Source organism: Amycolatopsis sp. NPDC049868 (assembly GCF_044461365.1).
Lineage (GTDB): Bacteria > Actinomycetota > Actinomycetes > Mycobacteriales > Pseudonocardiaceae > Amycolatopsis.
Map to the genome: position 1 here is coordinate 606,581 of NZ_JBITKV010000002.1, position 20,379 is coordinate 626,959.

Sequence of the window (20,379 nt, forward strand, 5' to 3'; positions counted from 1 at the left end):
GCCAGGAGCGGCTCGTGGCGGTCCGGCCGGTGGAGGTGGGGGCGATACCGGCCGGCCGCCAGGCGGCACCACCGCGTTTCGTCCTCCGAATGCGGTCCTTGCACACGCAAGTACCGCATTCAGAGGACGAAACGCGTGGGTCAGCCGGTCCCGGCGGTGCAGAGGGCGATGGTCTGGCCCTTGTTCTCCGCCACCTTCTGGCCGTTGACCAGGATCGAGCAGGCGATCTGGTTGCTGACCGACGAGTTCCGGGTGTCCGCGGTGACGGTGAGCAGGTAGTCGCCCGAGTTGAAGGACGCCGTACCGCGCCACTCGTCGGTGCTGGCCGGGGTCGTCTCGGTGCGCTGGTCGTTGAGCGAGCCGAACCGGATGGTCGCGCCGCCCGAGGCGCTGACGACGAACTCGACGGTGTTCTTGTCCCCGGCGACGGCCGGGATGTGCAGTCCGGACTCGCCGGTGGCGAAGAAACTGGTGTAGACCAGTAACCCGCCGGCGGCCAGCAGGCCGGCGATGGAAAGCGCGAGCCCCGCGATCCCCATTCCCTTCTTGTCCGCTTCCCCCTTCTTGATTTTGATCAAACCGATCACGGAAAGAATCATTCCGATCACGGCGAGCGGCCAAGCGGCGATCCCGGCGACCGGGACGAAGGCGACCCCGAGTGCCGCCAAGCCGACCAGGAAACCTGCGATGATCAGGCCGTTCTTGGGTTTCCGGTGCCGTGTTCCGTGCGCGGCGAACCCTGGGCCGTAGCGGGTGGCAGGCGGGTGCGGGAGAGGTGGATCGGTCGGCATACATGCCCTTTCGGAGGCTTCCGTCCGAAGACGTTAACCCATCGTTCGGGGCAATGGCCGAAATTGTTACCTGCCGGAAAAGTCATCATTCCACGATGATCAAGCGGTCATCGACATTTTCTGACGAGAATTGTGGCACCGCCGAATGTCGGAAACCCGATCACTGATCGAACAGGCTGACTTCCGGGGTGATCTCCAGCAGTTCGTGCACCGGGCGGCCGCGGCGGCCGTCGATGGTCGTGGTGCGCACGACGCGCAACCGCGCGGTCACCGGCCGGTCCAGGTTCTCCTTGATCTCGTCGAGCAGATCCGGCGCCACCGCGCCCTGGATCGTGCCGCCCGATTCGCGTTCGAGATAGAAGATCCGGCGCCGGGTGCGGACGCCGTCCAGCCTGCCGCTGACCGTCTCGTAGCCGACCGCCTCGCGCGATTCGCGCAGGCTCCCGGACAGGATCCTCGCCTGCTCGGTGGTCATGCTGCGGGTCAGTTCGTCGCCCGCCGTCGGGGTCAGGGCCATCCCGATCCCGGCGTGTTTGCTGACCGCGTTGACGATGTCGCTGACCGCGTTGCGGACGGTGTCGCGCTGCAGCAGCACCGCGTCCAGCGCGCCGTCGTCGGAGCCGTTGGCCGGCAGGAAGTCGCACAGCTCCTTGACCGCGCGTTCGGACAGCGACTCGATCCCGTCGTGGATCAGCGCGTCGTCGAGTGCCGGTTCGGGGAAGCCGAAGAAGATCGTGTTGCCCGCCTGGCCGCGCTGGATCAGCGGGGCCTTCTCCCGGTCCGCGGGCTGGACGAAGGTCACTTCGCCCGACGGATTGCGGATGATGTGCCCGATCTTCGCCGTCGCGTCCTGCAACGCGCGGCTGATGTCGGAGAAGGTGTACGCGTCCAGATGCGACTCGCCGAGCACGGACACGCGGAGCAGTGGCGAGCGCGACGTCCGCTCGAACTTCGCGTACGCGGCCATCGCCGACGCGCGGGCGAGGTCGTCGAGCCAGGTGCCGCCGGGGATCTCGTCGGCGATACGCCGGAATTCGTTCCTCACCAGATCACTTCCGGAATTCCCCTGCCACCCGATGCCCACACTTCTTCCCAGATCTCCTCGTCGCCGGGGCGGCAGAGGAAACCGTCGAGCATGCCGCCGACGGGCTGGACCTGGTCGAGATACATCGCGGGCTGGCCGACGATGACCCCGCGCAAGGTCAGCAACCCGTACAGCGCCGAGCGGCCCGCGTCGTCGAGCCGTTTGAGGGCGCCCCATTCGTCCGGGATCAGCACCACGTCGAGCCCGAGCGGTGCGTGCGGGGTCCTGGCGGTCAGATCGCCGCCGATCCACGCGCGGCCGGTCGGCATGATCCGCCGGGCGACGCCCAGATAACTGTTCAGCGCGCTGAAGAGGATTTCACGATCGTTCTGATGCGGCGCGTCGAAGACCAGCCGCTCGTAGACATCGGCCAGATCGGCGGGATGGCGGCCAGGAGGCAGCAGGTTGTGCGGCGTCCAATAGGGGAGCGCCAATCGGAGCCTCCTTCGTGTGCCGGAGATCCCGATCGAAGAAACGTACCCGGCGTCCCGCTCACAGTGCGTAGCCGAATTTACCAGGCGAGTGTCAGTGGCCCTGCCCCGGCCGGTGGTCGGGTGCGCGTTCGGCGGGCGGCCAGTCCTCGTCGCTCGGCCAGACCGGTTCGGGTTCGTGCCCGCCCTCGCCGTTGCGCGCGGCCGGTTCCGGCTGCTCCGGGTGGTAGGCCCGCACCGGTTCCGGGATCAGCTGACCCTCACGGTGGCCTTCCGCCTCCTGGTCGTACGGCTCGTCGTCGCCGTGGACCCGCGCGGGCGGGAGGAACTGCGTCCGTTCGGTGGAGAGCGGCTCGGGCACGGGTTCGGGGCCCCGTTCGTGCTCCACCGGGATCCCGGCGGAGCGCACCGGCTCGTGGGCCGCCGGTTCCGCGGCAGGCCGGTCACGTCGTTCGCCGCGCATCAGCAGCCAGGTGACACCGCAGCCGAGGGCGAACGAGATGAGCAGCCAGAGCCAGATCTGCCCGAAGAGCCAGAGCATCAGGCCATCACCTCTGTTCAGCCGTGATGTCGACGCGGCGGCCCTCGCCGCTCGCGCCGTCGGAGTTCTTGCGCTGGGGGGAGTACACCTGGTCGCGTTTGACCCCGTTGCGCTCCAGCAGCCGCTCCACCGTGAGCGCCCGGTTCAGCGCGAGCTTCCGGTCCGAACCGGTCGCGACCGACCCGGTGATCCGGAACTTCAGTTCGCGGGGCGCGTCCGTGAGCAGCTTCGCGATCTCAAGCGCACCGCGTTCGCCGTCCGCGGTGAGTTCGGTGGTGTCCGGTTCGAACGTGATCGGCGTGGCCGTCAGCAGGCGGTCGATCTCGGCCTGGAACCCGGCCTTGTCCGTCGGCTTGGCCGAGGTCGGTGCCGGGCTGGGCGACGGGCTCGGCGGAGCGGGCGGGCCCGACGGCTCGCCGCTGGTCGTCACCGGGCCCGCGGGCGGGGCGGTGTCGCCGGAGATCTCGACCGTCCGTACCCCGTCGATCCGCTGGATGGCGTCGATCGCCTGCGCGGCCTTGTCCGGCGGGAAACCGGTGAGGCTCGCGTCACGGCCGGAGAAGCTCACCTGACCGCCGGAGACGCCGACGTCGGCGAGCGCGGCTTTCGCGCGCGCGGCGAGCTCGGCCTCGATGTCGTCCGAGGCCGACCAGACGGTGATCGCCGTCAAGGCGAGCGTGACCAGCAGCGCTGTAGGCAGCAAGCGGCTCCAGCGTGTACCGGGCATGAAGGGACTGTAAGCCGCGTCAGTCCGGTTGGCGAACCGGCTTTCCGCACGTCCCGCGCTCTCCGAGAGGTGCCGCACACCCGGTCTGGCCTGCGACGTCGACCGCGGCCCGAGGCCGGTCGCCGGGTCGGCACATGACCCTTCTGGGTGACATCGATCGGCGGCCCTGAAGCGCGTGAAGGCCCCCTTGCCGCGGCTCAGCCGAGGGAAGGGGGCCTTCGCGCGCTTCAGCTCGCGTGGTGGTGGATCTCCCGCAGATCCTTCGCCGGCAGGGTCACGCCCGGCGACTCGATCTGCTCCAGCGGGAGCAGCGGCGCGAGTTCGGGACGCTTCGGGGACAGGCCGTCGCCCATGGACTCGCCCTTGAGCTGACGCCGGATCCACGGCAGCAGATGCGCCTTCGTCCATTCGAGGTCCGAACGGCGCGACGTGATCCAGGTACTCGGCTGCTCGGACGCGGGCCACGGCTCACGCCAGTCGTCGGCGACCGGGACGCCGAGGACCTCGGCCGCGCGGAGCGCGATCCGCCGGTGGGCCTCGGGGGTGAAGTGCAGCCGGTCGTCGCTCCAGGCGCGGCGGTCGTGCAGCGGGGCCATCGCCCACATGTCGACCATCTTGGCGCCGTGCCGGTCGGCGATCGCCCACAGATGCGCGTTGTAGATGCCGACCTTCCCCCGGAGGACATGCATCACGGACAGGTACTTGGTGTCCGGCCCGTTGAAGATGAGCACCGGGATCCCGGCCTCGCGCAGCTTGGCGACCCCCGCCTCCAGCCGCGCGGCGACGGCGTCCACGTCCGCGCCCGGCACGATGATGTCGTTGCCGCCCGCGCACAGGGTGACCAGGTCGGGCTTCACTTCGAGGGCGATGGGCAGCTGCTCTTCGAGGATCTCGTCGAGCATCTTCCCGCGGAGGGCGAGGTTCGCGTACTGGAAATCTGGCCTGCCTTCGGCGAGGATCTCTGCCAGCCTGTCCGCCCAGCCCCTGAAGGTGCCGTCGGGCAGGTCGTCGTTGAGTCCTTCGGTGAAGCTGTCACCGATCGCCACGTAGCTGTCGAATCCGTACACGTTGGGTCCCCTTCCGTCCGTGTGCCCCCGGTTGGTACTTGTACACCACAACTAACAGCTGAGAGCGCCCCTGCAATCCCACCTGGCCGAAACCCATGGTTCAGCCCGTTGACACAGTCTCTTATTTTGTCGGACGTCCATGCATCTCCATTACCGGGATGTACACTCCTGGGCTGCGGAGATTCACCTCAAGTAGGCGTAAAACGGACACGGTATGTGGCGAACGTCTCCCCGCCCGGGTGTTCAGGCTCATAGATCCGGCAGGCTGTAAGGGTGACCTCACGACCCCCGCGCGAGTCGCTCGCCCAGATCCTCGGCGGGCGGCGTGGCGCCATCGACGCGAGCATCCCGCCCGTGGCCTTCGTCCTGGGCTGGCTGATCGCCGGTCAGTCGATCGCCTGGGGCGCCGGTGCGGCCATCGGGGTGGCGGTGCTGCTCGGCGGGTACCGGGTCGCGCGGGGCGACAAGGCCCGCGCGGTCGTGGTGAGCCTCGCCGCGGTGATCGCCGCCGCGCTGATCGCGCTGCACACCGGCCGCGCCGAAGACTTCTTCCTCATCCAGCTGCTGTCCAATGTGGCCAGCGCGCTGCTGTGGGCGGCCAGCATCGTGGTCCGGTGGCCGCTGCTCGGCGTCGTGGTCGGGCTCGTCATCGGGCAGAAGACCCGCTGGCGCCGTGATCCCGCGCTGCTGCGCGCGTATTCGCGGGCGAGCTGGGTGTGGGTCTTCCTGCAGTACACCTTGCGGGTCGCCGTGTACGGCTCGCTGTGGTGGAGCGGGCAGGTGGTCGCGCTCGGTATCGCGCGGACGGTGCTGTCCTGGCCGCTGGTCGCGGTGACGGTCGCCGTGAGCGGCTGGGTGCTCTACCGCACGTTGCCGCCGGAACACCCCGGTCTGCGGGTGGTGGAGGAAAACGAAGATCCCTCGGATTCCGAGCCGAATGGGCTGCCCAGGACATAAGGCGGCCCCCGGCGAGGGGGGAGGGTCCGGGGGCCGGGTCCTACGGTACCCGGAGTTCGGCCCCGGAGTCGATGGTTTGGTCTTTTCGGGCTTGTTCCGGGTGTTTTTTCAGGATGGCACCGGCCGCGGTGCCCCTTCCCCATAGGCGTCGACGGCGGCGAGCCAAGCGGCGCCGAGGACACCGTCGGTGCTGGTCAGGACCTCGAGACCGGCGAGTTCGGCGCGGACCTTCGCCCCGACCGGGCCCTCCGGTGACAGCACACCGCCCACCAGGACGATCGGCGTCGTCTCCCCGGGATCACGCGCGGTCATGACGTTCGTCACCAGCAGGGCGGCCGCGCGGGTGGTGATCTCGTCCGCCGCAGGGTCGCCTTCGCGGTAGGCCTCGCTGACGAACGGGGCGAATCTGGCGAGCCGGATCGGCGCTTCGGAATTGGCGCTCGTGATGAGCGCGCGCCACAGTGACGCGTCCGGGGTCCGGTCGCTCCCGGGGTCCACTGCGGACGGTCCGAGCGCTTCGATGAGCACGGCGCGCGCGAGCGGACCGGGTTCGCCGCCGCGGCCCAGAACATCCAAAGTGGAGCGAACGGCTTCACGGCCGAGCCAGTACGCCGAACCTTCGTCACCGAGCAACCAGCCGTAGCCGCCGACGGTGGACACCATTCGCCTGCCGCGGATCCGGCCGGCGATCGATCCGGTACCCGCCACGAGTACCGAACCGTCCGGAGAGGAAGTCGCCGACGCGTAGGCGACCTCCGGGTCGGGGACCGTCCGCACCGGACCGATTCCCGCGTCCTTCCAAGCGGCTTCGAAGATCTCCGCGATCGACGGATCGCTCAGTTTGCTGACGCCTGCCATGCCGACGACGCACGCGGCCGTCGCGGCCGGGTCGAGTCCGCCCAGCGCGCCGGTGATCGCGTTCGCGATCCGCGACGCGGCCGTGTGCGGCGGATGGGAGTTGGGGTTCGCCCCGCCCGCGCGCCCGGTGCCGAGGACGGCGCCGGAGGCGTCGACGGCGATCGCTCGCGTCGACGTGCCTCCGGCGTCCACACCGATGACGTGACTCACCGGGTCTTGGTCACCTTGAGCAGCCCGCGGGGGCTGTCCGGGTCACCGCCGCGCGCCAGCGAAAGACCGAGCGCGATCCGCTGGATGGGCAGGATCTCCAGGATCGGGGCGACCTCTTCGGCGGACGGCGCGACGCCGATCCGCAGCGCCGCGGGGACGTCGGCCGAAGCCGAACCGACCGCGAGCACGTCCGCGCCGCGTTTGCCGACGGCCTCGAGGACCTCCTGCATCGCGCCCACTCCGTGTCCCTGGCTCGTCACGGCCAGCACGGCGGTCTCGCCGTCGACCGCGGCGACCGGGCCGTGCAACAGATCCGCACCGCTGTACGCGCGGGCCGCGAGGTAGCTGGTTTCCGCCAGCTTCAAGGAACCTTCCAGCGCCGTGGCGTAGGAGTAACCGCGGCCGGTGGTGAGCACCCGGTCGACGAAGCGGTAGCGGTCCACCGCGCGCTGCACGCCTTCGACGGAACCGTCGAGGGTGGCCTGGGCCAATTCGCCGAGTTTCTCCGCGTCCTCGCCCTTGCCGCCGCGGACCGCGTCGATCAGAAGGTAAAGCGACAGCAAGGTGGCCGAGTAGGTCTTGGTGGCGGCCACGGCTTTTTCCAGCCCCGCGCCGATGTCGACGCCGAGTTCGGCGGCGGCGCGCAGCGGCGATTCGGGGGTGTTGGTGACCGAGACGGTCAGCGCTCCCTGGCGACGCGCGGTTTCGGTGACCTCGATGAGATCCGGGGAACCGCCGCTTTGGCTTACTGTGATGAAGAGAACGTCCCGCAGATCGGGACGGGCGCCGTACAAAGTCGCGGTGGAGGGCGAGACGAGACCGCAGGGGAGACCGAGGAGTACTTCGATCAGGTACTTCGCATACAAGGCGGCGTGGTCGCTGGAGCCCCGGGCGGCGAGCAGTGCGAACCTGGGCGGGCGCTTGGAGATGGCTTCGGCCACCTCGGCGATTTCGGCCTGTCGCTCCACGATGCCTGCCAGAATGGCGGGTTGCTGGGAGATCTCCGCGGCCATGTGCTCGCCGGGGCGCTGTTCGGTCATCTCGTTCCCTTCCACCGGGACGTACTTCGTCCCCCGAGTAGGTCTAGACCAATGCTAGCCCGAATGGACGTTTGTGGAGAAGGGTACGTTTCCTAGCGGGGACGGTGCGCGTTCGAGTGGGAAGGCTTAGGGAGTCGGTCATGTTGGAGACAACCACCGCGGGTGAGGCGGGCGCTACGGCAGGGATGCGCGGACAGCGCGAACCCAAGTACTGGGCGCTGAAACAGCATCTGCTCGATCTGCTCGACGCGTTGCCCCCGGGCTCGCCGATTCCGACGGAACGGGCACTGGCGGGGGAATTCACCGTTTCGCGCACCACGGTCCGGCAGGCGCTCGCCGACCTCACCGCCGAGGGCAGGCTCCACCGCGTGCAGGGCAAGGGCACCTTCGCCGCCGAACCGAAACTCGCGCAGCGCCTGCAGTTGTCGTCCTACACCGAGGACATGCGCAAGCAGGGCCTCAAGCCTTCCTCCAAGCTCCTGGAGATCGACGAACTTCCCGTCGAAGCCGATCTGGCGAAACTGCTCGGAATCCGGGTGGGTGCGAAGATTCTTCGCCTTCGCCGCCTCCGGCTCGCCGATTCGCAGCCGATGGCACTCGAGACCACGCATCTCCCGCTCGGCCGGTTCCGCGGTTTGCGCAAACACGTTTCCGCAGGTGGCTCCCTGTACGCCGTGTTGAGGGAGCACTACGGCGTCGAGCTGGAAAGGGCCGAGGAAACGATCGAGACCGCGCTCGCCGGACCGCACGAGGCGGAGATGCTCGGCGCCGACGTCGGAATGCCGATGTTGCTCCTTTCGAGGCATTCCTTCGCCACCGACGGAAAACCGGTCGAGTTCGCCAGGGCGATCTATCGGGGTGACCGTTACAAGTTCGTCACCACGCTGCTTCCTTAGGGCGCGCTGACGGAAACGTTTCGCAGGGCGCGGGCGCCCTACAAAACGTTTCCGTGGCCTTCGGCCGAAAAGAGGGCGCGCCCGTGCGGACTCCCCTTCGCGCTGGCGCGCGTCGGGGAGTCAGGTCTTCCGGTTCAGTTCGTTCGGTCGCCTTTTGTCTGAGGTGTCAGGTAATTCTTGGGTGTCGGTGGCCCGGTGGCTGGTTGCGTGATTCAGTCATCCCATGACTGAGGTTGGGGCGGGGATTCGGTGGGGGACGCCGGTGGCGCGCGGCGTGCTCGCCACGACCATCGTCGGCTCGGGTATGGCGATGCTCGACGGGACGATCATCAACGTCGCGCTCCCGAGGATCGGCGAAGAACTCGAAGCGTCCGTCGCGGGCCTTCAATGGATCCTTGACGGCTACCTGCTCGCGCTCGCCGCGCTGATCCTCGTCGCCGGATCACTCGGCGACCGCTACGGCCGCCGTCGCATGTTCCTCGTCGGCGTCGTCTGGTTCGGCGTCGCCTCCGGGCTGTGCGCCGCCGCGACGACGACCGAGATGCTCGTCGCGACCCGGATCCTCCAAGGGATCGGGGGAGCTTTGCTCACACCGGGCTCCCTCGCGATCCTGCAAGCGTCCTTCGCCCACGACGACCGGGCCCGCGCGATCGGCGCGTGGTCCGGGCTCGGTGGCATCGCGGCGGCGATCGGCCCGCTGCTCGGCGGCGTCCTCGTGCAGGTGTGGTCGTGGCGGCTGGCGTTCCTGATCAACCTGCCGCTGGCCGCCGTCTGCGTCCTGCTCGCCCGGCGCTACGTGCCCGAGTCCCGCGACGAGGAGGCGACCGGGCATCCCGACTTCCTCGCCGCCGCCGTCGGCGCGATCGGTCTCGCCGGCCTCACCGGCGCGCTGGTGGAGGCGCCCGGACGCGGCATCGGTGACGCCGTCGTCCTGGTGGCCATCGTGCTCGGCGTCGCGGGGCTGACGGCGTTCCTGGTGATCCAGCATCGCTCCGCCGATCCGCTGGTGCCGCCGAAACTGTTTCGCGACCGGACGTTCAGCCTCGCCAACGCGCTGACCTTCGTCGTCTACGCGGCGCTCGGCGGGGTGATGATGCTGATGGTCATGCAGCTTCAGGTGTCGCTGAACTATTCGCCGACCGCGGCCGGGCTCGCCGGGCTGCCGATCACCGTCATCATGCTGCTGTTCTCCGGCCGGTCGGGCGCGCTCGCGCAGAAGATCGGGCCGCGTACGCAACTGGTCGCCGGCCCGATCCTGGTCGGCGTCGGCATGCTCCTGCTGATGCGCGTCGGGCCGGGATCTTCGTACCTGGGATCGGTGCTGCCCGCCGTCGTCGTGTTCGGCGCCGGGCTGGCGACGGTCGTCGCGCCGGTGACCGCGACGGTGCTGGCCGCCGCGCCGGACCGGTACGCCGGCGTCGCCTCCGGGGTCAACAACGCCATCGCCCGGTCCGGTGGCCTGCTCGCGATCGCCGTGCTGCCCGCCGTCGCCGGACTGTCCGGCGCCGCGTACACCGATCCGGTCGCGTTGACCGCGGGCTGGCGGACGGCGTTGCTGGTGTGCGCGGCGCTGGCGATCGGGGGCGGGCTGATCGCGCTCGGCATCCACAACGGTGTCCTCGACACGCCTTCGGCCGAGGACACCGACGAGTCACCGCATCCGGGTGAATGTCTCCACTGCGGGGTCGACTCGCCCCCGACGCACGTCCGCCCCGGCGGCCACGCGTGATCAGACGGACGACACGCGTGACTGGACGGACGTCGCGAGTGTCGTCCGTCTGATCACGCGTGTCGTCCTAGGCGAGGAGGTCGGCGAGGGTCGCCGGGTCCAGGTTGCCGCCCGAAACGACCGAAACGACCTTGCCCGGCGGCAGCGCGTCGCGATGGGAGAGGAACGCGGCGGTCGCGGTGGCGCCGCTCGGCTCGGCGACCAGCCGGGCGCGGTGCGCCAGCGTCCGGACGGCGTTCCGGATCTCCTCCTCCGAAACGGTGATGACGTCGTCGAGCACCGACTGGAGGTGGGCGAAGGTCAGGTCCGACGGCTGGGCGCGCAGGCCGTCGGCGCTGGTCCGCGCCCGCAGGTCCATCGGCCACTCGATCCGCCTGCCCGCGCGCAGGCCCTCGGCGGTGTCTGCCGCCAGCTCCGGTTCGACGCCGATGACCTTCGCGCCGGGCAGCAGCTCCTTGATCGCCGTGCCGACGCCCGAGGCCAGCCCGCCGCCACTGAGCGGGACGAGGACGACGCCGGCGTCCGGCAGGTCTTCGGCGATCTCCAGGCCGACGGTGCCCTGTCCGGCGATGACGTCACGGTGGTCGAACGGCGGGATCATGGTGAGCCCTCGTTCCTCGGCGACGGCGAGCGCGGAGGACTCCTGGGCGTCGATCGGGACTTCGATGACTTCGGCGCCGAGCGCCTTGGTGGCTTCGACCTTGGCGCGCGGGGCGACGTCCGGGACGAGGATCACCGCGGGAATCCCGAATCGCTTCGCCGAGTAGGCGACCGCTTGCGCGTGGTTGCCACTGGAAAACGCGACGACGCCGCGCGCCCGCCGATCTTCGGTCAACGCGGCGATCGCGTTGTAGGCCCCGCGCACTTTGAAAGCGCCGATCGGCTGAAGGCTTTCCGGTTTGAGCCACAACGGCGCCCACCCTTGCGCCAGTAGTGGTGTGCGCACCGCGACGCCTTTGACACGGCTCGCCGCGTCGCGGATTTCCTCGATCGATACCAGATCCATACGTCCGATTATGTCAAGGAGTTGTGAACCATGGACAGTCCTTTTTGGACAGATGACGTGGTGCTCCTCACGTGCGGACAACGAAGGGAGCATCCCGTGCGCCTTATTCGTTAGGACGGGTGAGGACCGACTAGCAGCAGAACGGGATCATGACCAAGGAGACCTCGGAGAAGACCGAAAAGACGGAAAAGCAGGGCCGGATCATCCAGGTGACGGCGGCGGCGATGGCCGCGATCACCGCGGCGCTGCTGGGTTCCACGCTCGGCGTGGCCGGAACGGTGGCGGGCGCCGGGCTGGCGAGTGTGATCACGACGCTCGGCGGCGAGCTGTACCTGCGTTCGCTTCAGCGGACGAAGGACGCGGCACTGAAGGCGCGAGTGGTGCTGACCGTGCCGGGACGGCGCCGGGTGCTCGACCCCGGCGAGCAGGAGACCGTCCGGTTGAAACCGTCCGAGGACGAAGAGGAATCCACGGGCCGGAAGTTCAAGCCACGCTGGGCGGTGATCGCCGGGGTCAGCGTGGTCGCGTTCGCGGTGGCGCTGCTCGCGATCACCGGTTTCGAGGGCGCGACCGGGAAGACCTTCGGCGGCGGGACCGGGACGACCATAGGGAAGATCATCGGCGGCGGACAGGGGCAGGAGCGGCAGGACAAGCACGACACCCCGCCCGCGACGTCGCCTTCGGAGACTCCGGACAACAAGCCGGAGACGACGCCGTCGAACACGCCGACCCCCTCGACGACACCCACCACGACGCAGGCGCCCCCGACGACGCCGACAGCGCCGTCTACCACGCCTTCGACCTCCCAGCCGCCCCCGACGACGCCGTCCGCTCCTGCCTCGAACACCCCCGTGCCCTGACCCCCCTCCCCGCGTTTCGTCCTCTGAACGCGGTAGTCGGCGATACGAACTACCGCATTCAGAGGACGAAACGCAGGAGGTCAGGAGAGGGCGGAGCGAAGCGTGCGAGCGGCCGCTTCGGGGTCTTCGGCCTCCGTGATAGCCCGGACGACGACGATCCGCGACGCCCCCGCGGCCAGCACCTCGGGCAGCCGTTCGGTGTCGATCCCGCCGATCGCGAACCACGGCCGCGTCGTGCCGGACGCGGCCGTCGAGCGCACCAGATCGAGTCCCGGCGCGGACCGGCCCGGCTTCGTCGGGGTCGGCCAGCACGGGCCCGTGCAGAAGTAGTCGACGCCGGGTTCCCCGGCGGCGGCCGCGGCCTGTTCGGCCGAATGGGTGGACCGGCCGATCACCACGTCGTCCCCCAGCACCCGGCGGGCCAGCGACACCGGGATGTCGTCCTGACCCAGGTGCAGCACGTGCGCGCCGACGGCGAGCGCGACGTCCGCCCGGTCGTTCACCGCCAGCAGCTTGTCGTGCTTCTCGCACGCCTCGGCCAGCACTTCGAGGGCGGCGATCTCGTGTTTCGCCTCGATCGGGGCACCGCCGGTCTTGTCCCGCAGCTGGATGATGTCGACCCCGCCGGCCAGCGCCGCGTCGGCGAATTCGGCGAGATCGCCGCGGCCGCGGCGGGCGTCGGTGCAGAGGTACAGGCGGGCGTCCGCGAGCCGGGCGCGGATCGTCGGACCAGACAGGGTGGGCATGGCGGCGACGGTACTCGCGCGCTACGGTGGGGTGGTCCGCACGGGAGCCCGAGGACGGGCTGAGAGGGAGCCGAGACCGCTCCGACCGTGGAACCTGATCCGGGTCATGCCGGCGCAGGGAGCGTGATTTCAGATGGTGGAACTTTCGGTTGTCGGCGGCGGGGTCATCGGCCTCGCGGTCGCTTGGCGCGCGTCCGCGCGCGGTCGTCGCGTCACCGTGTACGACCCGGATCCGGGGCACGGCGCGTCGTGGCTCGCGGGCGGCATGCTCGCGCCGGTCACCGAGGCCTGGCCCGGTGAGGAGGACGTGCTCACCCTCGGCGAGGCGTCGTTGCGGCGCTGGCCGGATTTCGCCCGTGACCTGGCCGAAGAGGGCGTCGATCCGGGCCTTTCACCGCACGGCACGCTCGTCGTCGCGCTGGACAGCGCCGACGCGGGCAACCTCGAAATGCTCGCCGCGTACCTCACCGAACTCGGTCGTGAGGTCGAGCAGCTGACCGGTCGCGAAGCCCGCCGCGCCGAGCCCGGTCTCGCCGGATCCGTCCGAAGTGGACTCCTGGTTCCCGGGGATCTGGCCGTGGACAACAGAAAGCTGCTGCACGCGCTCAAACACGCGTGCGACGTGCACGGTGTCGAGTTCCGCCACGAGACGGTCACCGAGCTCGAAGCCCTTGAAGGCGACGTCGTCCTCGCCGCGGGCGCTTGGGCCGGGCACCTGCACCCCGCGCTCGACGGCGCCGTCCGCCCGCTGAAGGGTGAGATCCTCCGCCTGCGACCACGACGGGGTTGCCTGCCGCCGCCGAAGAGGACCGTCCGCGCGATGGTCGAGGGCCGCCCGATCTACCTCGTCCCCCGTGACGACGGTCAGCTCGTGCTCGGCGCGACCCAGTACGAGGCCGGTTTCGACGAGACCGTCACCGTCCGAGGTGTACGTGAGCTGCTCGAAGGCGCGGAGCGCGTCTTCCCGGGCCTGACCGAATACGAACTCGTCGAGACGGCAGCCGGGCTTCGCGCGGCGAGCATCGACACAATGCCTTTCATCGGTGAGCTGGGCGAAGGTGTCTTCGCCGCGACAGGTCACCATCGCAACGGTCTCCTGATGGCCCCGGTCACCGCGGACGCCGCGGTCGCCTGGCTGGACGGACGGCCGTTGCCGGACGAGGTCGCGGCGGCCACGCCGTCGCGGCGGAGCGAGGAGCGGGTGTGATGGAGATCCAGGTCAACGGCCAGTGGCGTGAATTCCCCGACGGGACCACCGTCGAGGGTGTGCTGGAGGCGCTGGGCACGGCGACGAAGGGTGTCGCGGTCGCGGTGGACGGCGTGGTCGTCCGGCGTGGCGAATGGCCGGAATCGGTGGTGCGCAAGGGCGCCAGCGTCGACATCCTCACCGCTGTGCAAGGAGGCTGACATGAACGGTGACGACCTCGTCATCGGCGAGCACAAGCTCTCGTCGCGGCTGATCATCGGCACCGGCGGCGCGGGCAACCTCGCCGTGCTGGAACGCGCGCTGGTCGCGTCCGGAACGGAACTGACCACCGTCGCCATGCGCAAGGCCGATGCCGAAGGCGGCTCCGGCGTCCTTGAGCTGCTTCGGCGGCTCGGCATCCGCCTGCTGCCCAACACCGCCGGCTGCCGCACGGCCGCCGAAGCGGTCCTCACCGCGCAGCTCGCCCGCGAAGCGCTCGAAACCGACCTCATCAAGCTGGAGGTCCACGCCGACGACCGCACGCTGCTGCCCGACCCGTTCGAGACCCTCGAAGCGGCCGAACAGCTCGCCGCGGACGGCTTCACCGTGCTCGCGTACACCAACGACGACCCGGTGCTGGCGCTGCGGCTGGAGGAGGCGGGCTGTGCGGCGGTGATGCCCCTCGGCGCGCCCATCGGCACCGGTCTCGGCATCCGGAACCCGCACAACATCGAGCTGATCGTGTCGCGCGCGGGGGTCCCGGTGATCCTCGACGCCGGGATCGGCACGGCTTCCGACGCGACGCTGGCGATGGAGCTCGGCTGCGACGCCGTCCTGCTCTCCACCGCCGTGACCAGGGCCGCGGACCCGGAACGGATGGCGTCGGCGATGCGGGCCGCCGTCACCGCCGGGCGGCTGGCCGCCGGTGCGGGGCGGATCCCGCAGCGGTTCTGGGCGCACGCCTCGAGCCCTCCTCGATAACCCTTTTGTACGGTTCACGGCCTTGACAGTGACTACGCACCCGGAGCCCGTATGGTTGACGGCACTTTCCGGAGGCGCACCCGCCGCCGTGTACCCAGAGGAGCCAGTGGTGACCACGTCAGCGGTCCAGGACGTTTCAGGCAGGTTGTTCCTGGCGGTGGGCAGGTTGTCCCGGTCGCTGCGCCAGGCGGGCGTGCCAGGGCCCGGCCACGGCGCGATCTCGGCGCTCGCCACGCTCGTGCACTACGGCCAGCTCCGCCTGGGTGATCTCGCGGCGAAGGAAGGCGTCGCCGCGGCCACCATGTCGAGGATCGTCGCGTCGCTGGTCGAAGCGGGCTACGTCAGCCGTGAATCGGACCCGATCGACAGGCGCGCCTGGCTCGCAGAGGCCACTGAGGAGGGCGAGAGGCTGGTTTCCGGCGTCCGGTCGACGCGCGTGAACGAACTCGGCAAACGCCTCGAACGGCTGACCCCGGAGCACCAGGCGGCCTTGGCGGCGGCTCTGCCCGCCCTCGAAGCGCTTATTGCCGACGAAGAGCGCTGACTTCGGCGCGAAGAGCGCGAAGCTCGTCGAGGATCTCCTCGTTCGCCTGAGCCTGGGTTTCGGCCTGCTTCGCCTCTTCCTCGCGGATGTCCTGGCGAAGCTCGTCCTCCATCCCGCTGACGACCACGGCGATGAAGAGGTTCAGCACCGCGAAGCTGGACACGAGGATGTAGACCACGAAGAACACCCAGGCCGTGGGTGCCTCCTTCATGATCTCCTTCGCGATGTCCGGCCATGCCTCGCCCGTCATCACCTGGAACAGGGTGAACAGCGAGGTGCCGAGGTCGCCGAAGTTCTCCGGCGAGATCACGCCGAACAGCTTCGTCGCCATCACGCCCGCGACGAAGATGATCAGCGCGAGGAGCGCGGCGATCGAAGCCATCCCGGGTATCGACGCGAGCAGGCCGGTGACGACTTTCCGCATCGACGGCACGACCGAGATCAGCCGCAGCACCCGCAGGACCCGCAACGCCCGCAGCACCGCGAACGGGCCGGTCGTGGGGATCACCGCGATGCCGACGACGACCAGGTCGAAGATGTTCCACGGATCGCGGAAGAACTTCGCGCGGTAGGCGTAGAGCTTCGCGCTCAGTTCGAGGACGAAGATCCCGAGCGCGACGTAATCGACCGTGTGGAGCAGTGACCCGTACTCGGCGACCATTCTGGTCGAGGTCTCCAGACCGAGGGTGACGGCGTTGAAGACGATCACCGCGATGATGAAGTTCTGGAAGCGGCGGTCCTCGACGACCCTGGCCACCGTTTCGCGTCCTGTCACGGCGGAGATCGTAACCGCCTTGTGCTCATTGCTCCGGTGCAAGCCGCCAAAATGCCGAAACCGGACCGACCTTCGCGCCCATTGGATAGGCGTTTTCGACCGCGTGTGAGACGAACCACTTGCCGTATCGGGCGGCCTCGACGACGGACATCCCCTTCGCGAGGCCGGCCGTCAGCGCCGACGCCATCGTGTCCCCGGCACCGTGCGTGTGCTGCGTCGCGTACCGCTCGCCCGGCAGCTCGACGAACGTGGAGCCGTCGAAGAGCACATCGACGCATTCCGGGTCGGAGACGAGGTGCCCGCTCTTCACGAGCACGTACTTCGGCCCGAGCCGGTGCAGTACGACGGCGGCCTGGTGCATCTGCTCGCGGGTGGTCACGGTCATCCCGGTCAGCAGGCGGACCTCGTCGAGGTTCGGCGTGAGGACGGTCGCGCGCGGCAGGAGCTCGTCGCGCAGCGCCACCAGCCCGGCCTCGTCGAACAGCGGATGCCCGTGCATCGACGCCGCGACCGGGTCGACCACGAAAGGCACCTTGCTGTCCCGGCCGATCTCGGCCTTGTCGCAGGCCGCGGCGACGGCGTGGATGATCTCGGCCGAGGCGAGCATGCCGGTCTTGGCCGCGTTGACGCCCATGTCGGCCGCGACCGCCTCGATCTGCCCCGCGACGATCCGCGCCGGGATGTCGGTGCGGTCGTGCACGCCGAGGGTGTTCTGGACGGTCACGGCGGTGACCGCGACCAGGCCGTGCACGCCGCAGGTGAGGAACGTGCGCAGATCCGCCTGCAGGCCGGCGGCGCCGCCGGAGTCGGAGCCTGCGATGGTCAGCGCCGACGGCGGGCTCGGGTTCTCGCTCATGGGTTCATTTTCCACGCGCGATCTCAAAGGGTCAGGACGAGCTTCCCGGTGACGCGGCCGCCTTCGCCGGCTTCGTGCGCCTTGGCGACGTCTTCCAGCGGGAAGGTCCGCTCGACGTGGACGCGCAGTTCGCCCTTCTCGACCAGCCCGGTCAGCGCCAGCAGGCCGAGCTGATCGGGTTCGGCGAGCATCCCCGAAGTCCGCACGCCGAGCTTCTCCGCCTTCGCCACGACAGCCTCGCTCGGGCCGCCGGGGACCGCGATCAGCAGGCCGCCCGGCTTCACCGCGTCCAGCCAGCGCAGATCGCTCTCCGTGCCGACCAGCCCGAACACGATGTCCACATCGGACGCCGTCGTGGTCTCGTCGCGGTAGTCGATCGGCTCGTCGACGCCAAGCTCGCGGAGGAAGCCGTGCTTCCCCGCGCTCGCCGTGCCCAGGACGTACGCGCCGCGTGCCTTCGCCACCTGGACGGCGAGGTGCCCGACACCGCCCGCGGCCGCGTCGATCAGTACCCGCTGTCCCGGCCGGAGACCGGCGAGGTCCACCAGGCCCTGCCACGCGGTGAGCCCGGCGAGCGGCAGCCCGGCGGCCTGCTCGTGGGTGAGGCTGGCGGGTTTGCGCACGAACTGGCGGGCGGGCGCGGTCACGTATTCGCCGTAACCGCCTGCCTGCCGGGGGAACCACGGGAAGCCGAGGACCTCGTCACCGACGGCGAAATGCGTCGTGCCGACGCCGAGCTCTTCCACGACACCGGAGACGTCCCAGCCGAGGACGAACGGCGGCTCGCTCATGAAGACGCCGTGAGCCCGGGTCTTCCAGTCGACCGGGTTGATCCCGGCGGCGCGCACCCGCACGAGCACCTCCGTCGGGCCCGGGACCGGACGGCCGGTCTCGGTCACCTCCAGTACTTCAGTGCCACCAAGCCGCTGCTGGGTCACGACGCGCATCGAAAGCTCCTCCGTTGTAGGTGCTTTTCATGTTCGGCGGCTTGGTCACTTTTCGCCAGAAGGCACTTCTAGGTAAACTAGGTACCTGATGGAAACTACCTGTGAAGTGCCGGAATCTCCGTGGGACATCTATCTGCGGAACTGCCCGTGCCGAGACGTCCTCGATCTGCTCGCCAACAAATGGACCGCGCTGGTGCTCGGCGCGCTGTCGCGGCGGCCGCACCGGTTCGGTGAACTGCGCCGCGCCGTCGGCGGGATCAGCCAGAAGATGCTGACGCAGAACCTGCGTGCTTTCGAACGCGACGGCCTGGTCACGCGCACGGTCTACCCGACCACGCCGCCGACCGTCGAGTACGCGCTGACCGAACGCGGCGCGAGCGCGGGCACGCTGCTCATGGCGGTCAGCGAATGGTCGGTCGCCAACTTCGACGGGATCCTCCAGTCGCGGAAGGAGTACGACTCGCGGGCGATGGAGCCCGTCGGCTGAAGTCCTTCGCGGGGGCACGCGGACTTCATCGGGAAGACAGTTCGGCGCACTAACTTGACGAACAATTGGTTCGAACAAGTTACCGGAGGCTTTCGTGCGCAGAACGCTTTCCCTCCTCTCGGCCCTGGTAGCCGTCGCCGGGCTGACGTCCGGTGTCGCCGTCGCCGCGGCCAAAACGCCCAAGGTGCTGGTCATCGGCCTGGACGGCGCCCGGTTCGACAAGCTGATGGCCGCCGACACCCCCAACGTCCACGCGCTGGCGAACCGCGGGTACGTGTCGCGCAGTTCCTTGTACGGCAGCGGGATGGCGCCGACCGTCAGCGGTCCCGGCTGGTCCACGATCCTCACCGGCGTCTGGCCGGACAAGCACAAGGTGAAGGACAACTCCTTCACCGGCAACGATCTCGCCTCGCATCCGAGCTGGCTCGCGCGCGCCGAAACCGCGAACTCGGCGCTCGACACCTACGCGGCGGTCGACTGGACGCCGATCGGCGACAGGATCCTGCGCACCGGACAGGACCGCAAGTTCGTCCTGAACGGCGACAGCGCGGGCTACGAGAAGACCGACGAGCAGGTCGCCGTCGACGCGGAGAAGCATCTCAAGCAGGACAAGGCCGACGCGTCGTTCGTCTACTTCGGACAGACGGATATCGCCGGCCACGAACACGGCGCGGACTCCTCGCAGTACCAAGCCTCTTTGCGCACCGACGACGCGCTGATCGGCCGCCTGCTCGCCGCCGTCGACGCGCGGGCGAACCGCGCCGACGAGGACTGGCTGATCATGATCTCCACCGACCACGGCCACACGGCGTCCGGCGGACACGGCGGCGACAGCCCCGAGGAGCGGATGACCTTCGTGATCGCCGCGGGCGGCGCGGTCCCGGCCGGAACCCCCGCCGTGGCACCGAAGATCGTCGACATCGCGCCGACGGTGCTGCGGCATCTGGGCATCGCCGCTCCGCCTGCCTACGACGGCTACCCGCTCGGGTCCGCGCCTTCGGACGTCTTCGACTCGGCCGCTTTGAAGCCGCGACAGGACGAAACCGGTGTCCCGGCCGGAGTCCTCGGCTGGACGCACGACGCCCCGGGCGGCTGGACCGTGCGCAACGCCGCCGGAATGCCCGCCGGGGTGACGGAGTGGCAGGGCTGGTCTCTCACCACCGACGACTTCTGGACCCGCACCGCCCCCGGCCAGCAGCGTGAGGCGAACGCGCGGGCGCGTGGCGTCTTCGCGGTCGCGGACCCGGACGAGTGGGACGACAAGGGCTCGCCCTCGTCGCTCGGCACTTTCGATTCCTCGCTCGTCTCGCCTGCCGTCGACGTCACCGGTAAGTCCACTGTGGACGTCGCGTTCGTTTCGCACTACCGGCAGGAGGGGACGCAGCGGGGCGCGCTGACGGCGTCGTTCGACGGCGGTCCTGAGCAGAACGTGCTGGTCTACGGGCCGGAGGCCGGCACGGCGAACAAGGGCGGCGACGTGCTTTCGGTGCCGACGTCGGCTTCGGTGCGGGTGCCGGCGGGGGCTCGTTCGGTGAAGCTGACCTGGCGGCTCTACGCCGCGGGTAACGACTGGTACTGGGCGGTGGACGCTCCTCGCCTCAGCACCCGCTAGCGCGTGCAATGAAAGTGTCTTTCCTTGCAAAATTTGCAAGGAAAGACA

Annotated in this window: 23 protein-coding genes and 1 riboswitch; of the genes, 10 read left to right on the forward strand and 13 right to left on the reverse strand. The window is 69.4% G+C overall.

What is annotated here, in order from left to right; all coding sequences use genetic code 11:
- Nucleotides 1–140: 140 nt before the first annotated feature.
- The 6 genes from ACIBTM_RS11055 to ACIBTM_RS11080 form a co-directional block, all read right to left on the reverse strand.
- Complete coding sequence (locus tag ACIBTM_RS11055) at nucleotides 141–791, reverse strand: DUF4190 domain-containing protein (RefSeq protein ID WP_395876331.1); 651 nt, start codon at nucleotides 789–791, stop codon at nucleotides 141–143.
- Nucleotides 792–951: 160 nt separating this feature from the next.
- Nucleotides 952–1,836, reverse strand: coding sequence for a hypothetical protein (locus tag ACIBTM_RS11060; protein ID WP_395876332.1), 885 nt, complete (start codon nucleotides 1,834–1,836; stop codon nucleotides 952–954).
- Complete coding sequence (locus ACIBTM_RS11065) at nucleotides 1,833–2,309, reverse strand: DUF6932 family protein (RefSeq protein WP_037335500.1); 477 nt, start codon at nucleotides 2,307–2,309, stop codon at nucleotides 1,833–1,835. Before ACIBTM_RS11065 ends, ACIBTM_RS11060 begins: the two co-directional genes overlap by 4 nt.
- A 91-nt stretch (nucleotides 2,310–2,400) precedes the next feature.
- A complete protein-coding gene (locus ACIBTM_RS11070) occupies nucleotides 2,401–2,847 on the reverse strand; it encodes a hypothetical protein (protein ID WP_395876333.1) in 447 nt (148 codons plus the stop codon).
- 7 nt (nucleotides 2,848–2,854) lie between these two features.
- Nucleotides 2,855–3,574 carry an OmpA family protein gene (locus ACIBTM_RS11075; RefSeq protein ID WP_395876334.1) on the reverse strand — a complete coding sequence of 240 codons (720 nt, stop codon included), beginning with the start codon at nucleotides 3,572–3,574 and terminating at the stop codon, nucleotides 2,855–2,857.
- Between the two features lie 227 nt (nucleotides 3,575–3,801).
- Entirely contained in the window at nucleotides 3,802–4,641 is an 840-nt protein-coding gene (locus ACIBTM_RS11080; protein WP_395876335.1) for an SGNH/GDSL hydrolase family protein, read from the reverse strand.
- A gap of 273 nt (nucleotides 4,642–4,914) precedes the next feature.
- Here ACIBTM_RS11080 and ACIBTM_RS11085 point away from each other — a divergent pair, with 273 nt between their 5' ends.
- A complete protein-coding gene (locus ACIBTM_RS11085; RefSeq protein ID WP_395876336.1) occupies nucleotides 4,915–5,598 on the forward strand; it encodes a DUF3159 domain-containing protein in 684 nt (227 codons plus the stop codon).
- Between the two features lie 108 nt (nucleotides 5,599–5,706).
- Here the strand turns inward: ACIBTM_RS11085 and ACIBTM_RS11090 are convergent, their stop codons facing one another.
- Complete coding sequence (locus ACIBTM_RS11090) at nucleotides 5,707–6,666, reverse strand: N-acetylglucosamine kinase (RefSeq protein ID WP_395876337.1); 960 nt, start codon at nucleotides 6,664–6,666, stop codon at nucleotides 5,707–5,709.
- A complete protein-coding gene (locus tag ACIBTM_RS11095) occupies nucleotides 6,663–7,706 on the reverse strand; it encodes an SIS domain-containing protein (RefSeq protein ID WP_395876338.1) in 1,044 nt (347 codons plus the stop codon). Before ACIBTM_RS11095 ends, ACIBTM_RS11090 begins: the two co-directional genes overlap by 4 nt.
- A 140-nt stretch (nucleotides 7,707–7,846) precedes the next feature.
- Here ACIBTM_RS11095 and ACIBTM_RS11100 point away from each other — a divergent pair, with 140 nt between their 5' ends.
- Together ACIBTM_RS11100 and ACIBTM_RS11105 are read left to right on the forward strand one after the other, a co-directional pair.
- Nucleotides 7,847–8,602, forward strand: coding sequence for a GntR family transcriptional regulator (locus ACIBTM_RS11100; protein ID WP_181772244.1), 756 nt, complete (start codon nucleotides 7,847–7,849; stop codon nucleotides 8,600–8,602).
- Nucleotides 8,603–8,825: 223 nt separating this feature from the next.
- Complete coding sequence (locus ACIBTM_RS11105) at nucleotides 8,826–10,331, forward strand: MFS transporter (RefSeq protein WP_395876339.1); 1,506 nt, start codon at nucleotides 8,826–8,828, stop codon at nucleotides 10,329–10,331.
- Nucleotides 10,332–10,398: 67 nt separating this feature from the next.
- On the opposite strand, the gene ACIBTM_RS11110 is transcribed toward ACIBTM_RS11105, so the two are convergent.
- Complete coding sequence (locus ACIBTM_RS11110; protein ID WP_395876340.1) at nucleotides 10,399–11,337, reverse strand: threonine/serine dehydratase; 939 nt, start codon at nucleotides 11,335–11,337, stop codon at nucleotides 10,399–10,401.
- A 149-nt stretch (nucleotides 11,338–11,486) separates the two neighbouring features.
- Between ACIBTM_RS11110 and ACIBTM_RS11115 the strand changes: the two genes are divergently transcribed.
- On the forward strand, nucleotides 11,487–12,197 hold the full coding sequence (locus tag ACIBTM_RS11115; protein ID WP_395876341.1) for a hypothetical protein: 711 nt from the start codon (nucleotides 11,487–11,489) through the stop codon (nucleotides 12,195–12,197).
- An 80-nt stretch (nucleotides 12,198–12,277) separates the two neighbouring features.
- On the opposite strand, the gene thiE is transcribed toward ACIBTM_RS11115, so the two are convergent.
- On the reverse strand, nucleotides 12,278–12,943 hold the full coding sequence (thiE, locus tag ACIBTM_RS11120; protein ID WP_395876343.1) for a thiamine phosphate synthase: 666 nt from the start codon (nucleotides 12,941–12,943) through the stop codon (nucleotides 12,278–12,280).
- A gap of 30 nt (nucleotides 12,944–12,973) precedes the next feature.
- A riboswitch (TPP riboswitch) is annotated at nucleotides 12,974–13,081 on the forward strand.
- On the opposite strand from thiE, the gene thiO reads away from it, so the two are divergent.
- The 4 genes from thiO to ACIBTM_RS11140 all read left to right on the forward strand — a co-directional run bounded on the left by thiO (nucleotide 13,077) and on the right by ACIBTM_RS11140 (nucleotide 15,654).
- A complete protein-coding gene (gene thiO, locus ACIBTM_RS11125) occupies nucleotides 13,077–14,150 on the forward strand; it encodes a glycine oxidase ThiO (protein ID WP_395876344.1) in 1,074 nt (357 codons plus the stop codon). It overlaps the preceding riboswitch by 5 nt.
- Complete coding sequence (gene thiS / locus ACIBTM_RS11130) at nucleotides 14,150–14,350, forward strand: sulfur carrier protein ThiS (RefSeq protein WP_395876783.1); 201 nt, start codon at nucleotides 14,150–14,152, stop codon at nucleotides 14,348–14,350. The genes thiO and thiS overlap by 1 nt, the downstream gene beginning before the upstream one ends.
- A 1-nt stretch (nucleotide 14,351) precedes the next feature.
- Complete coding sequence (locus ACIBTM_RS11135; protein ID WP_395876345.1) at nucleotides 14,352–15,110, forward strand: thiazole synthase; 759 nt, start codon at nucleotides 14,352–14,354, stop codon at nucleotides 15,108–15,110.
- A 109-nt stretch (nucleotides 15,111–15,219) separates the two neighbouring features.
- On the forward strand, nucleotides 15,220–15,654 hold the full coding sequence (locus tag ACIBTM_RS11140; protein ID WP_125683770.1) for a MarR family winged helix-turn-helix transcriptional regulator: 435 nt from the start codon (nucleotides 15,220–15,222) through the stop codon (nucleotides 15,652–15,654).
- Here ACIBTM_RS11140 and ACIBTM_RS11145 read toward each other — a convergent pair.
- The 3 genes from ACIBTM_RS11145 to ACIBTM_RS11155 are packed head-to-tail and all read right to left on the reverse strand — an operon-like array spanning nucleotide 15,632 to nucleotide 18,232.
- Complete coding sequence (locus ACIBTM_RS11145; RefSeq protein ID WP_395876346.1) at nucleotides 15,632–16,429, reverse strand: ion transporter; 798 nt, start codon at nucleotides 16,427–16,429, stop codon at nucleotides 15,632–15,634. The two genes, ACIBTM_RS11140 and ACIBTM_RS11145, sit on opposite strands and share 23 nt — an antisense overlap.
- A 25-nt stretch (nucleotides 16,430–16,454) precedes the next feature.
- The gene (gene thiD, locus ACIBTM_RS11150; protein ID WP_395876347.1) at nucleotides 16,455–17,285 is read right to left on the reverse strand and encodes a bifunctional hydroxymethylpyrimidine kinase/phosphomethylpyrimidine kinase; all 831 of its coding nucleotides are present in this window, start codon (nucleotides 17,283–17,285) and stop codon (nucleotides 16,455–16,457) included.
- A 23-nt stretch (nucleotides 17,286–17,308) separates the two neighbouring features.
- Nucleotides 17,309–18,232: an NADP-dependent oxidoreductase gene (locus ACIBTM_RS11155; RefSeq protein WP_395876348.1), complete on the reverse strand. Its 924-nt coding sequence runs from the start codon at nucleotides 18,230–18,232 to the stop codon at nucleotides 17,309–17,311.
- Nucleotides 18,233–18,338: 106 nt separating this feature from the next.
- Between ACIBTM_RS11155 and ACIBTM_RS11160 the strand changes: the two genes are divergently transcribed.
- Both ACIBTM_RS11160 and ACIBTM_RS11165 read left to right on the forward strand, forming a co-directional pair.
- A complete protein-coding gene (locus tag ACIBTM_RS11160) occupies nucleotides 18,339–18,719 on the forward strand; it encodes a winged helix-turn-helix transcriptional regulator (protein ID WP_395876349.1) in 381 nt (126 codons plus the stop codon).
- A gap of 94 nt (nucleotides 18,720–18,813) precedes the next feature.
- Complete coding sequence (locus ACIBTM_RS11165; RefSeq protein WP_395876350.1) at nucleotides 18,814–20,331, forward strand: alkaline phosphatase family protein; 1,518 nt, start codon at nucleotides 18,814–18,816, stop codon at nucleotides 20,329–20,331.
- Nucleotides 20,332–20,379: the final 48 nt, after the last annotated feature.

Coding starts and splice junctions, on each gene's coding strand:
- ACIBTM_RS11055 (WP_395876331.1), bottom strand. CDS start 791: ATGCCGACCGATCCACCTCTCCCGCACCCGCCTGCCACCCGCTACGGC.
- ACIBTM_RS11070 (WP_395876333.1), bottom strand. CDS start 2,847: ATGCTCTGGCTCTTCGGGCAGATCTGGCTCTGGCTGCTCATCTCGTTC.
- ACIBTM_RS11075 (WP_395876334.1), bottom strand. CDS start 3,574: ATGCCCGGTACACGCTGGAGCCGCTTGCTGCCTACAGCGCTGCTGGTC.
- ACIBTM_RS11095 (WP_395876338.1), bottom strand. CDS start 7,706: ATGACCGAACAGCGCCCCGGCGAGCACATGGCCGCGGAGATCTCCCAG.
- ACIBTM_RS11100 (WP_181772244.1), top strand. CDS start 7,847: ATGTTGGAGACAACCACCGCGGGTGAGGCGGGCGCTACGGCAGGGATG.
- ACIBTM_RS11105 (WP_395876339.1), top strand. CDS start 8,826: ATGACTGAGGTTGGGGCGGGGATTCGGTGGGGGACGCCGGTGGCGCGC.
- ACIBTM_RS11110 (WP_395876340.1), bottom strand. CDS start 11,337: ATGGATCTGGTATCGATCGAGGAAATCCGCGACGCGGCGAGCCGTGTC.
- ACIBTM_RS11115 (WP_395876341.1), top strand. CDS start 11,487: ATGACCAAGGAGACCTCGGAGAAGACCGAAAAGACGGAAAAGCAGGGC.
- thiE (WP_395876343.1), bottom strand. CDS start 12,943: ATGCCCACCCTGTCTGGTCCGACGATCCGCGCCCGGCTCGCGGACGCC.
- thiO (WP_395876344.1), top strand. CDS start 13,077: ATGGTGGAACTTTCGGTTGTCGGCGGCGGGGTCATCGGCCTCGCGGTC.
- thiS (WP_395876783.1), top strand. CDS start 14,150: ATGGAGATCCAGGTCAACGGCCAGTGGCGTGAATTCCCCGACGGGACC.
- ACIBTM_RS11135 (WP_395876345.1), top strand. CDS start 14,352: ATGAACGGTGACGACCTCGTCATCGGCGAGCACAAGCTCTCGTCGCGG.
- thiD (WP_395876347.1), bottom strand. CDS start 17,285: ATGAGCGAGAACCCGAGCCCGCCGTCGGCGCTGACCATCGCAGGCTCC.
- ACIBTM_RS11155 (WP_395876348.1), bottom strand. CDS start 18,232: ATGCGCGTCGTGACCCAGCAGCGGCTTGGTGGCACTGAAGTACTGGAG.